At 59.1% G+C, this 12,068-nt stretch carries 13 protein-coding genes; 8 read left to right on the top strand and 5 right to left on the bottom strand.

Annotated elements, in window-relative coordinates; all coding sequences use genetic code 11:
- The first annotated feature begins 68 nt into the window (after positions 1 to 68).
- A complete protein-coding gene (gene uhpT, locus ACQUTP_RS23400) occupies positions 69 to 1,460 on the top strand; it encodes a hexose-6-phosphate:phosphate antiporter (RefSeq protein WP_004202242.1) in 1,392 nt (463 codons plus the stop codon).
- 136 nt (positions 1,461 to 1,596) lie between these two features.
- Complete coding sequence (locus ACQUTP_RS23395) at positions 1,597 to 2,049, top strand: DUF1198 domain-containing protein (protein ID WP_004181583.1); 453 nt, start codon at positions 1,597 to 1,599, stop codon at positions 2,047 to 2,049.
- Between the two features lie 128 nt (positions 2,050 to 2,177).
- On the opposite strand, the gene ACQUTP_RS23390 is transcribed toward ACQUTP_RS23395, so the two are convergent.
- Complete coding sequence (locus ACQUTP_RS23390) at positions 2,178 to 2,501, bottom strand: helix-turn-helix domain-containing protein (protein WP_004173862.1); 324 nt, start codon at positions 2,499 to 2,501, stop codon at positions 2,178 to 2,180.
- A complete protein-coding gene (locus ACQUTP_RS23385) occupies positions 2,485 to 2,844 on the bottom strand; it encodes a type II toxin-antitoxin system RelE/ParE family toxin (RefSeq protein ID WP_004173863.1) in 360 nt (119 codons plus the stop codon). Before ACQUTP_RS23385 ends, ACQUTP_RS23390 begins: the two co-directional genes overlap by 17 nt.
- Before the next feature lie 211 nt (positions 2,845 to 3,055).
- Between ACQUTP_RS23385 and nepI the strand changes: the two genes are divergently transcribed.
- On the top strand, positions 3,056 to 4,249 hold the full coding sequence (nepI, locus tag ACQUTP_RS23380) for a purine ribonucleoside efflux pump NepI (RefSeq protein WP_087849573.1): 1,194 nt from the start codon (positions 3,056 to 3,058) through the stop codon (positions 4,247 to 4,249).
- Here the strand turns inward: nepI and phnX are convergent.
- Positions 4,246 to 5,055, bottom strand: coding sequence for a phosphonoacetaldehyde hydrolase (gene phnX, locus ACQUTP_RS23375; protein WP_004202238.1), 810 nt, complete (start codon positions 5,053 to 5,055; stop codon positions 4,246 to 4,248). The genes nepI and phnX overlap by 4 nt on opposite strands.
- Positions 5,056 to 5,064: 9 nt before the next feature.
- A complete protein-coding gene (gene phnW / locus ACQUTP_RS23370) occupies positions 5,065 to 6,168 on the bottom strand; it encodes a 2-aminoethylphosphonate--pyruvate transaminase (RefSeq protein ID WP_004202236.1) in 1,104 nt (367 codons plus the stop codon).
- A 141-nt stretch (positions 6,169 to 6,309) separates the two neighbouring features.
- Here phnW and phnR point away from each other — a divergent pair, with 141 nt between their 5' ends.
- From phnR to phnV, 5 genes are all read left to right on the top strand, one after another.
- Positions 6,310 to 7,029: a phosphonate utilization transcriptional regulator PhnR gene (phnR, locus tag ACQUTP_RS23365; RefSeq protein WP_109938684.1), complete on the top strand. Its 720-nt coding sequence runs from the start codon at positions 6,310 to 6,312 to the stop codon at positions 7,027 to 7,029.
- Between the two features lie 178 nt (positions 7,030 to 7,207).
- Complete coding sequence (phnS, locus tag ACQUTP_RS23360; protein ID WP_004202233.1) at positions 7,208 to 8,221, top strand: 2-aminoethylphosphonate ABC transporter substrate-binding protein; 1,014 nt, start codon at positions 7,208 to 7,210, stop codon at positions 8,219 to 8,221.
- 5 nt (positions 8,222 to 8,226) lie between these two features.
- Positions 8,227 to 9,339, top strand: a complete 1,113-nt coding sequence (phnT, locus tag ACQUTP_RS23355; protein ID WP_285756255.1) for a 2-aminoethylphosphonate ABC transport system ATP-binding subunit PhnT — start codon at positions 8,227 to 8,229, stop codon at positions 9,337 to 9,339.
- Positions 9,339 to 10,199, top strand: coding sequence for a 2-aminoethylphosphonate ABC transporter permease subunit (phnU, locus tag ACQUTP_RS23350; protein ID WP_004202231.1), 861 nt, complete (start codon positions 9,339 to 9,341; stop codon positions 10,197 to 10,199). Before phnT ends, phnU begins: the two co-directional genes overlap by 1 nt.
- A gap of 2 nt (positions 10,200 to 10,201) precedes the next feature.
- On the top strand, positions 10,202 to 10,999 hold the full coding sequence (phnV, locus tag ACQUTP_RS23345) for a 2-aminoethylphosphonate ABC transport system, membrane component PhnV (RefSeq protein ID WP_064178482.1): 798 nt from the start codon (positions 10,202 to 10,204) through the stop codon (positions 10,997 to 10,999).
- A gap of 450 nt (positions 11,000 to 11,449) precedes the next feature.
- On the opposite strand, the gene ACQUTP_RS23340 is transcribed toward phnV, so the two are convergent.
- The coding region (locus ACQUTP_RS23340) for a carbohydrate porin (protein WP_369286206.1) at positions 11,450 to 12,068 on the bottom strand (619 nt) is incomplete at its 5' end.

Here is a 12,068-nt window from a genome sequence, read left to right as displayed (position 1 = left end):
GACGGCGCGCTGATTTTTACAATGCCTGGCTATGACGCAGGCATAAAAAATCAGCTCAGGAGATACCCATGCTGGCCTTTCTGAATCAGGTTCGTAAGCCGACCCTGGATCTGCCGCTCGACGTGCGGCGCAAAATGTGGTTCAAACCTTTCATGCAGTCCTATCTGGTGGTCTTCATTGGCTACCTGACCATGTACCTGATCCGCAAGAACTTTAATATTGCGCAGAACGACATGATCTCCACCTACGGGTTGAGCATGACCCAGCTGGGGATGATTGGCCTGGGCTTCTCCATTACCTACGGCGTAGGGAAAACCCTGGTTTCCTACTATGCCGATGGCAAAAACACCAAGCAGTTCCTGCCGTTTATGCTGATCCTCTCCGCCATCTGCATGCTGGGCTTTAGCGCCAGTATGGGTGCGGGTTCCACCAGCCTGTTCCTGATGATCGCCTTCTATGCGCTAAGCGGCTTCTTCCAGAGCACCGGCGGCTCGTGCAGCTATTCCACCATCACCAAATGGACGCCACGACGCAAACGCGGCACCTTCCTCGGCTTCTGGAATATCTCTCACAACCTCGGCGGCGCCGGCGCGGCGGGCGTGGCGCTGTTTGGCGCCAACTATCTGTTCGACGGCCACGTGATCGGCATGTTTATCTTCCCGTCGATTATTGCGCTGATCGTCGGCTTTATTGGCCTGCGCTACGGTAGCGACTCGCCGGAATCCTACGGCCTCGGCACGGCGGAGGAGCTGTTTGGCGAAGCGATCAGCGAAGAGGATAAAGAGACCGAAGAAAACGCGATGACCAAGTGGCAGATCTTTGTTGAGTACGTGCTGAAAAACAAAGTGATCTGGCTGCTGTGCTTCTCCAACATCTTCCTCTACGTGGTGCGTATCGGTATCGATCAATGGTCCACCGTGTATGCCTTCCAGGAGCTGAAACTGTCGAAAGAGGTGGCGATTCAGGGCTTTACCCTGTTTGAAGTCGGCGCCCTGGTTGGCACGCTGCTGTGGGGCTGGCTGTCGGACCTGGCCAACGGCCGCCGCGCGCTGGTTGCCTGCATCGCGCTGGCGCTGATTATCGCCACTCTTGGCGTTTATCAACATGCCAGCAATCAGTACGTCTATCTGGCTTCGCTGTTTGCGCTGGGCTTCCTGGTGTTTGGCCCGCAGCTGCTGATTGGCGTCGCCGCCGTTGGCTTCGTACCGAAAAAAGCGATCGGCGCCGCCGATGGGATCAAGGGCACTTTCGCCTATCTGATCGGCGATAGCTTCGCCAAGCTGGGCCTCGGGATGATCGCCGACGGCACCCCGGTCTTTGGCCTCACCGGCTGGGCCGGCACCTTTGCGGCGCTGGACGCCGCCGCCATCGGCTGTATCTGCCTGATGGCCATCGTGGCTATCTTCGAAGAGCGTAAAATTCGCCGCGAGAAAAAGAACCGTATTTTGCAGACTGCCTGATTCACCAGGTATTTGGTAACCTTGCCCGGCCATTGCGCCGGGCTTTTTTATTTCTTGCGTAATATGCCAGGTCCGACAGTCGACAGCAGGCAAATTCCCATTATGATAGTCAGGCTGCGATTGGATGAGAGGATGCATGATCTGGATAGGACTGGCCACCCTGGTAGTGGTATTTGTTGTGGGATTTCGGGTGCTTACCTCTGATTCACGCCGCGCGATCCGCCGCCTGAGCGAACGCCTGGGCATCACGCCCGTCCCGCTGGAATCGATGATCGATCAGCTGGGTAAAACCGCCGGCAATGAGTATTTGCGTTACCTTGAACGGCCGAATGAAGCGCATCTGCAGAACGCTGCCCAGGTGCTGCTGATCTGGCAGGTTGCAATTGTCGACGCTAGCGAAAAAAACCTGCATTACTGGTATCGCCTGATGCAAAAAGCGCGTTTAGCGGCGCCGATCACCGAGGCGCAGATCCGCCTGGCGCAAGGGTTTCTGCGCGAGCTGGATCCGGATATGAGCGATTTGCATAACCTTCAGCAGCGCTATAACGACCTGTTTCTCCCGGAAGACGGCGTGCACTGGCTGCACTGATCTCATTGTTATTCGGCCTGGGGTTCATCGCTTTTTGTGCCGGATGGCGGCTGCGCCTTATCCGGCCTACGGTTTCCGCACTCGTCACTTGTAGGCCGGATAAGCGTAAGCGCCATCCGGCAGGATAACTACAGTAGGATTTTCAGGCCGTGTTTTTGTACGACGCTAAGCAATTTTAATGACATTCCGCTTGGTCGCTTAGCGCCAGTCTCCCATTTTTGCACGGTAGACACGCTGGTATTCAGATAACGAGCGAACACGGGTTGGCTAACATTGAGTTGTTCACGTAGCGCTTTAATTTCAATGGGTTGAAGTGCGGCTACGCTACCGAGACATGATTCGTCAAAATGGCGCATTGTTTCCTGTGGGATTGCGCCAACGCTGAATAGCCCCGACGCAGCGCTATGGATCGCTTCGAAAGCCGGGCTTTTGTATTTATTTTTTGCTGTCATCGCAAATCTCCACCAGTTCTTTACTTTTAACTAAGACCGTCGTTTTCTCTTCAGAGAGATTGGCATAGTGTTTTGCTAACTCACGAAAACCCATTAACTCGCGATGGTTGATATTGGCCATATCCTGTTTGGCATATAGAAAGGTATAAAACCAATACCCTGCGCTTTTGGTAAGGATGATTGCGCGATCGCGATTCTTGTTGAGTCGCTTTTTATAAACCCCTCCTCCTAAATCAACCACCTTGCCCTGAAGCGCAGATTGAATTGCCTGATAGAGCTCGTCGTCGGAAATGCCATGAGAGCTAGCCTCTCTGGCGAACCATTTGGTTTTGAAGATACGCATTGCTGACATCCTGTCGTTAAAAGTATAGCACATAGTGCTACATTAAATTCTTCTGAGATTTGTTAAAGCGATAGCAAGCATCGTTTTTTTAAACATGCGAGCAGCTACGCATCCTCTTATGAAAAGCGAGAAGAGTTGCGAAAACGTTAAATGCGTCACAAACAAAATGTTACACTGCGCAGCTTTCCGCCACTTTCTTCGCAGGTCACTCATGAGTCATTCAAATGAAGCCAAACCCCATGCACGCGAACTCGCGCGACCAAACTGGTCGGCGGTCTTCGCGGTTGCTTTCTGCGTCGCCTGCCTGATTACCGTCGAATTTCTACCGGTCAGTCTGCTGACGCCGATGGCGCTGGATTTAGGTATCTCCGAAGGGATGGCCGGGCAGTCGGTGACGACGACGGCATTCGTCGCGATGTTTTCCAGCCTGTTTATCACTTCCGTCATTGGCAAAACCGATCGCCGCTACGTGGTGATCCTCTTTTCGCTGCTGCTGACCCTTTCCTGCCTGTTGGTGTCCTTTGCCGATAGCTTCACCCTGCTGCTGCTGGGACGCGCCTGTCTGGGGCTGGCGCTCGGCGGTTTCTGGGCGATGTCAGCCTCGCTGACCATGCGGCTGGTGCCGATGCGCGTGGTGCCGAAAGCGTTGTCGATTATCTTCGGCGCGGTATCCATCGCGCTGGTGATCGCCGCCCCGTTGGGCAGTTTCCTTGGCGGGCTTATCGGCTGGCGCAACGTGTTTAACGGCGCGGCGGTGATGGGTGTACTGTGTACGCTCTGGGTGCTGAAAGCGCTGCCGTCGCTGCCTGGTGAATCGGCGGCTCAGCAGCAAAATATGTTTGGCCTGCTGAAGCGGCCGGGGGTGATGGCCGGCATGTGCGCCATTTTCATGGCCTTTGCCGGACAGTTCGCCTTTTTTACCTATATTCGCCCGGTCTACATGACCCTCGCCGGGTTTGATGTCGATGGCCTGACGCTGGTGCTGCTGAGCTTTGGTATCGCCAGCTTCATCGGCACGTCGCTCTCCTCGGTGCTGCTCAAACGCTCGGTGAAAGCGGCGCTGGCGATTGCGCCGCTGGTGTTGACCGCCTGCGCGGCGGCGCTGGTGCTGTGGGGAGAAAGCAAAATCGTCGCCTCGACGGTGGCAATTATCTGGGGCTTCGCGTTCGCCTTGATCCCGGTGGGGTGGTCAACGTGGATCACCCGTTCACTCTCCGATCAGGCGGAAAAAGCCGGGTCGATTCAGGTGGCGGTGATCCAGCTGGCCAACACCTGCGGCGCCGCGGTCGGCGGCATTGCGCTTGACCACTTAGGGCTGCTGTCGCCGCTGGTGTTGTCAGGGGTATTAATGCTGTTTACCGGCCTGTTGGTGGCGGCCAAAGTGAAGGTGAATTCACCCGCTTAAGGCCGTTCGCCTTTTGCCAGCCGGGCGTTGATGTCGGCAATCACTTCCGGCAGGTCCGCCAGGGTATCAACCACATAATGCGCCCCGGCGGCATACAGCTTGCCTGCCGCCCGCTCGCGACGGGTGGCGATTTCCTCTTTCGACATCGCCTGGTACGCCTCCCAGGTAGCGCCGAATTCGTTACCGGACACCGCCAGGCCGACGCTCCACATCCCGGCATGTAACCCTTCGCTGATGCCCGGCGCGGCGTCATCGACCTTCACGCAGTGGGCCACATCGTCTATGCCAAGGGCAATTACGTTCTGCAGCGCCATCCACGGCCCGGGACGCCCGCCGGCGGCAAGGTCATCGGTGGCGACCCAGTGGTCCGGGGCATAGCCCTGCGCGGCGGCGGCTGGAACCAGCTTTTCCATCACCGGACGCGGATAGCCCGAGCAGGAGCCGATCTTCAGTCCGTCGGCGCGCAGCGCGGCGAGGGTGTCGACCACGCCGGCGATCGGAGCGGAAAAATCGACAACCTTAGCGATTTGCAGCGGCATAAACGCGGCGTAGATCGCATCAATATCAGCAGCCGTCATTGGCCGACCAAATTTCGCCTGCCAGCGGCTATCGACCGACGGCAGTTTGCCCAGCGCCTCAATGTGCTGCCATTTGCCAAGCCCCATCGGCACGCGGGCCTCTTCAAGGGTGAGCTCAATATCGAAGGCCTGGCGGAAGGCCTCGACGAAAATTTGCGTCGGCGCGAAGGAGCCGAAGTCCACGGTGGTGCCGGCCCAGTCGAGGATGAGTGCGGTGATACGGTTCATGGCGGTTCCTTATTGTTTCCAGTACATGGCGTTGTCGATGGCCGCCAGCAGGGCGGTGATGTCGGCGTCGTAGACTTCGCCGATGTTGCCGATGCGGAAGCAATCGCTTTGCGACACTTTGCCCGGATAGATAACGAAGCCCTGATCTTTCAGCTTCTGGTAGAAGGTGTGAAAGCGATACTGCGGCGCGTCCGGTGAATAAAAGGCGGTAATGATCGGCGAGTGCAGGCTGTCATCAAGCAGCGTCCGGAAGCCGAGCGCGCGCATTCCGGCGACCAGTCGGCGCTGATTGTGGCTGTAGCGCTGATGGCGGGCGCTGACGCCACCCTCCTGGGCCAGTTCTTTCAGCGCCTGAGCGAAGGCCAGCACGGTATGGGTCGGTGAGGTGAAGCGCCACTTGCCGTGGTTATCCTCCATACAGCGCCACTGGGCGTAAAGATCCAGCGACAGCGAGCGCGAGCGGCCTTTGCAGGTGGCCAGCTCCGATTCGCGGGCGATGACGAAAGCGAAGCCCGGCACGCCCTGAATGCATTTGTTGGCGGAGCTTATCAGATAGTCAATATTCAGCGCGGCGATATCCAGCGGAATGCCGCCGAAGCTGCTCATCGCATCGACGATATAGCGTTTGCCATACTCCTTCGCCAGCGCGGCTACCTCTTCGATCGGGTTGAGCATGCCGGTGGTGGTTTCGCTATGCACCATCGCGATATGGGTGATCATCGGGTCATCCTGCAGGATCCGCGCGATCGCCGCCGCGTCCGGACGGGCGACTTCGCCGCAATCGTAAGGATGAAAGGCGATGCCCATCAGCTGCGCCATCTCAATCATACGCGCGCCATAGGCGCCATTGCTGACGATCAGCACTTTGCCCTGTTCGCCGATGACGCTGCCGAGCACCGCTTCGACCGCGTAACTGCCGCTGCCCTGCAACAGCACCGCCGTATAACCGTCGGCCGGGGTGGCCAGCTGCACCAGCTGCTGGCGAATGGTCTGTACCACGCCGAGATTGTAATCATCATCCCAGGTGCAGCTATCGAACAACATCGCCTCTTTCACCGTGCGGGAGGTGGTTAGCGGGCCGGGAGTCAGCAGCAGGTAATTCCGTGAAGTCATTTGTCTCACCATTTGGTCTATACCAGATTTATATTTATCATGGAGACAAAGCCGGGGCAGGGTCAAAGGAAATGTGGTGCTGCAACAAAAAATTCATCTGGCTATGTATAATGAGCGCACCAAACGTGGCAGCGAGTAAACATGAAATCACCCTCTGGCGAGATGCCGCAATACCTGATGATTAAGGCGCAGCTGCAGGCGCGTATTCAAAACGGCGCCCTCAAAAGCGGCGATAAATTGCCTTCCGAGCGCGAGCTGTGCGCACTGTTCAACACAACCCGTATCACCGTGCGCGAGAGTCTGGCGCAGCTGGAGGCCAGCGGCGTGATCTACCGCGCCGACCGCCGCGGCTGGTTTGTGACGCCGGAGCGTCTGTGGCTGGATCCGACGCAGAACACCAACTTCCACAAGCTGTGTCTCGAACAGGGACGTGAGCCGAAAACGATGCTGCTTGATGGCCGCTTAACCGCCGTGCCGCTGGATGTGATGGCGCCGCTGGCGCTGCAGCCCTTCGATCAGGTCTACCTGCTGACCCGCCTGCGCTATGCCGACGGGCGTCCGGTGTGCTATTGCGAAAACCACTGCCTGCCGGCCCGGGTGCCGGAGCTGCTGCGCCACGATCTCAATGGCAGTCTGACCGAGATTTATCAGAGTCACTACGACCTGATCTATACCAGTATGCATCTGTCGTTTTATCCCACCTCCATGCCGCCGCAGGCCGCAGAGGCGTTGGGGGTGATGGAGGGGCGCCCGGCGCTGCTGCTGCGCAGGCTGAATTATGATCAGCACGGGCGTATTCTTGATTACGATATCGAATACTGGCGGCATGACAGCCTGCGGATCGAAGTCGATACCCATTGATTTTATTGTATTAACCCTTCCCGTATCCCCGGTGGCGTCAGCGTTAACCGGGGGCGACGTATCCCCTTCGCTTTAACTCTTTCGACACACTTCTTTCATCGTTTTGTCATAAACCCTCGGTAGCGTGAACGCAAATCTGGTCTACACCAGAACAACTAACTGCGATGAGGCTAACACGATGAAACTCTCCCGACTTGCTCTGCTGTCCCTGTTCGCGCTGACCAGCTCCCCGGTTTGGGCGGACGGCGTCGTCACGGTTTACTCCGCCGACGGCCTGCATGACGGCGATAACAGCTGGTATCAGAGCCAGTTCGACGCCTTCACCAAAGCGACGGGCATCAAAGTGCAGTATGTGGAAGGCGGCTCTGGCGCGATCGTCGAGCGTCTGGCGAAGGAGCGCACCAATCCGCAGGCCGATGTGCTGGTCACGGTGCCGCCGTTTATCCAGCGCGCCGCGAAAGAGCAGCTGCTGGCCACCTTTACCCCACAGGGCAGCGCGCAGATCCCCGGCGCCAATGACCGCTATTCGCCGCTGGTGAACAACTATCTGACCTTCATCTATAACGGCCAGTTGCTGAAAACCGCGCCGGCCAGCTGGCAGGATCTGCTGGATAGCCGCTTTAAGAATAAGCTGCAGTACTCCACGCCGGGCCAGGCGGGGGACGGCACCGCGGTGATGCTGCAGGCCTTCCACAGCCTTGGCGGCAAAGATGCCGGCTTCGAGTATCTGGGCAAGCTGCAGGCCAATAACGTCGGCCCATCGGCCTCCACCGGCAAGCTGACGGCGCTGGTCAACAAAGGCGAGCTGTACGTCGCCAACGGCGATCTGCAGATGAACCTGTCGCAGATGGCGCGTAACCCGAACGTCAAAATCTTCTGGCCGGCGGACGACAAAGGCGAGCGCAGCGCGCTGGCGCTGCCCTACACCATCGGGCTGGTGCAGAACGGACCGAACAGCGAAAACGGCAAGAAGCTGATTAATTTCCTGCTGGATAAACCGGCGCAATCCAGCGTCAGCGCGCGCTCCTGGGGCTTACCGGTGCGCAACGACGTGGCGCCGGATGACGCTAACTTTAAGGCAGCGCAGGCGGCGCTCGACGGCGTGAAGCGCTGGGAACCCAACTGGGACGACGTCGCGGTTTCTCTCTCGGCGGATATCGCCCGCTGGCATAAAGTGACCGATAGCGAGTAAGCCTGATGTTAATGAAAACCACCGTCATCTCTTCCCCGTCGCTGGCGGGGACCTCCGGGATCACCCTGGACTCGCTGCGCGTTTCCTACCACGGCAACGTGGTCTTAAAACCGCTGTCATTGACCATTGAGCCCGGTGAAGTGCTGGCGCTGATTGGCCCTTCCGGTTCCGGGAAAACCACCGTGCTGCGGGCGATTGCCGGTTTTGTGCAACCGGCTGGCGGGCGGATCCTGATCGGCGACACGGACGTCACCCACCTGCCGCCTTACCAGCGCGGGCTGGCGATGGTGGTGCAGAACTACGCGCTGTTTCCTCATATGAAGGTGGAAGACAACGTCGCCTTCGGCCTGCGGGCGCAAAAGCAGCCCAGGGGGCTTATCGCCGGGCGGGTGACCGAAGCCTTAAAAATCGTCGGTATGGCGGACTACGCCACCCGCTATCCGCATCAGCTTTCCGGCGGCCAGCAGCAGCGCGTGGCGATAGCCCGCGCGATTGCCGTGCGTCCTCGGGTGTTACTGCTTGATGAACCACTGTCGGCGCTGGACGCGCAAATTCGCCATAACATGGTGGAAGAGATTGCCCGTCTGCACCGCGAACTGCCGGAGCTGACCATCCTCTACGTTACCCACGATCAGACCGAAGCGCTGACCCTGGCGGACAAAATCGGCATTATGAAAGACGGGTCGCTGATCGCCCACGGTGAAACGCACGAGCTGTACCACTATCCGCCGAACCGCTTTAGCGCCGAATTCCTCGGCCGCGCCAATATCCTGCAGGCGACGGCGCTGAAAGACAGCCCCGAGCCGGGGCTGGTTAGCGTAAGCTGCGGCGGCGGCCTGATTAACGCCTTCAGCCGGGGCGGCCTGCATGGCAACAATAAGCTGTTATGCATTCGCCCGCAGCACATGAGCCTGGCGCCGCGATCGGCAACCAGTAATCGCCTCAACGCCATCCTGATGTCGGTGCACTGGCAGGGCGATCTGACGCATCTGCTGTGCGACGTCGCGGGCGAAGCGGTGCGGATCGTCATGACTCAGGTCAACCCACTGCCGCGCGCGGGGGACAAGCTGGCGCTCTACTTCGAACCTGGCGATGCGGTTCTGATCGAGGTGCAATGATGGCGCAAACCCTCACGCTTGCGCGTCCGGCGCGAAACCTGCGCCCTTACCTGTGGCTGGCGTTGCCGCTGCTGGTGCTGGCGACGCTGTTTTTCTATCCGCTGCTGCTGATCGCCGAACAGGCGTTACGCGACGCCAGCGGCAACCTGAGCCTCGAGACCTTCTGGCAGGTGATCGACTCTAAGCGCTTTATTGGCGCGCTGCTCAATACCTTACAGATTGCGGTGTTCGCCACCCTTGGCTGCCTGGTGCTCGGCAGCGTCCTGGCGCTGATTCTGGTGTTTATTCCGTTCCCCGGCAGCCAACTGGTGGGCCGGGTCATTGATACTTTTATTGCGCTGCCGACCTTTCTTATCACTCTCGCGTTCACCTTTATTTACGGCTCGGCGGGGCTGCTCAACGGCACCCTGATGGCGCTGTTTGCTTTTGAACTGCCGCCGGTAGACTTCCTCTATTCGATTAACGGCGTGATTCTGGCGGAGATTACCGTGTTTACGCCGCTGGTGATGCGCCCGCTGATGGCGGGACTGCGGCAGATAGATAAGAGCCAGCTGGAAGCGGCGAGTATTCTCGGCGCTCATCCGTTACGGGTGATTACCCAGGTTATCTTCCCGGCGGCGCTGCCGGCGCTGATGGCGGGGGGCAGCCTGTGCCTGTTATTGACCACTAACGAGTTCGGTATCGTGCTGTTTATTGGCGCCAAAGGGGTCAATACCCTGCCGATGATGGTCTACAGCAAGGCGATTCTGGAGTCGGATTACAGCGTGGCCTGCATGATTGCGCTGATCAATATTTTGCTGTCGCTGGGGCTGTTTATGCTCTATCGGCTGGCGGCGGTGCGCACTGGCGTAAGGAGTTAACGATGTTGATTTGGTCGCGTAAAGGCCGCGCGGCGGCGGGCGCGCTGGCGGTGACGCTTTTTGCCGGCGTTTTCCTGCTGCCGCTGGCGGTGATTTTACTCTCCAGCCTGAGTAAACAATGGAACGGCCTGCTGCCCACCGGCTTTACCTTTGCCCACTTTGTTAACGCGTTTCGCGGGGCGGCGTGGGATTCGCTGTTTTCCAGCCTGGTGGTGGGCTTCTGCGCCAGCCTGCTGGCGCTGCTGTGCGGGATGTGGGCGGCGCTGGCGCTGCGCCAGACTGGCGCGAAGCTGCAGAAATATCTTGGGCTGATGTTTTATCTGCCCAGCGCCATCCCCTCGGTTTCAGTGGGACTGGGCATTCTGGTGGCCTTCAGCCAGGGGCCGCTGCAGATGAACGGCACCTTCTTTATCGTCCTGGCGGCGCATTTCGTGCTGATCTCGGCCTTTACCTTCAGCAACGTCACGACCGGCCTGGCGCGGATTTCCGCTGATATTGAAAACGTCGCCTCCAGCCTGGGCGCTTCACCGTGGTACCGCCTGCGCCATGTGACGCTGCCGCTGATGACGCCGTGGATGATCTCGGCGCTGGCGCTGAGCCTGTCGTTGTCGATGGGAGAGTTAGGGGCGACGGTGATGATCTATCCGCCGGGCTGGACGACGCTGCCGGTGACCATTTTCAGCCTGACCGATCGCGGTAATATAGCCGATGGCTCGGCGCTGACCATCGTGCTGGTGGGCGTCACGCTGCTGTTGATGATGAAGCTGGAGCGCATCGCCCGTCGTTTGTGTCAGAGATAAAGAGTGGATGTCGTCATGCGGGGCTGGCGCCAGACCGCCCGGCGGCGCTGCGCCTGCCGGGCCTGGGGGGATCCCGCAGGCCTCCTCCGGAACGTAGGCCGGATAAGGCATTGATGCGGCCATCCGGCACAACCACAGGTATGGAGCTTGAAGTGTCCTGCCCGGCGGCGCTGCGCTTGCGCGGGCCTGGGGAGGGTATCCCGCACGCCTCCTCAGAAACGTAGGCCGGATAAGGCATTTATGCCGCCATCCGGCACAACCGCAGGTATGGAGCTTGAAGTGTCCTGCCCGGCGGCGCTGCGCTTGCCGGGCCTACGGGGGGAGCCCGCAGGAAGGAACGTAGGCCGGATAAGGCATGTATGCCGCCATCCGGCATAAATGGAGCGCACCAGTCGTAGCCCGGCTAAGCGTAGCGCCAGCCGGGAACGCTCCTTCAACAACGCTATCGCATCAGAACCACGCCTCAAACATCCCGCCGACGTTCAGCGAATCCAGCTGCTGGTCCTGGGTGCCGTTCACCTTCGCGGTATGCTCATTGTCCACCTGGCCGCCGGTCACGTAGAAGCGCAGCATCGGGCGGAACTCCGGCCCCATGCCGATGGCGATGTTCTGCGACAGCGTCAGCTTCCAGCCATGGTTATCCCCGCCCTGGTCGTAGTCCACGCGCTGGTAGCCCGCTTCCAGCCAGGTGGAGTGCACGTCGTTCCAGAAATACATCGGCCGCACGATGGCGCCGTAGTTTTTACGGTTGTCGGTGTTGTCCCTGCCGTTGTCGTAGTCGTGGAAGGCCAGCAGATATTCCACCTGCGCCTGCTGGGTGAACTTATGGCTGCCCTCGAAGCTGGCGTAGACCGTGGTCAGGTCGTCGGTTTTGTTATAAACGCTGTTATCCGAGTTGTCGGAGTAGCGCAGGATCACCTTGTTCACCCCGCTGTCGTTGGTGTGGCTCAGCACCAGCCCGCCCTGCCAGGCTTCGAGGCGCGCGTCGCTGTCCACCGCCTTCGAGTCAAAGCCGTAGTTGGCGTACACCTCGACGTCGATCGGCCCGGCCTTGATGTTGTGGGTTTTG

The sequence above is a fragment of the Klebsiella sp. 2-CIP_Kleb. genome (assembly GCF_050378715.1).
Lineage (GTDB): Bacteria > Pseudomonadota > Gammaproteobacteria > Enterobacterales > Enterobacteriaceae > Klebsiella > Klebsiella quasipneumoniae.
Note: the sequence above shows the minus strand (reverse complement) of the source record. Positions and strands in the feature narration are given on the sequence as shown.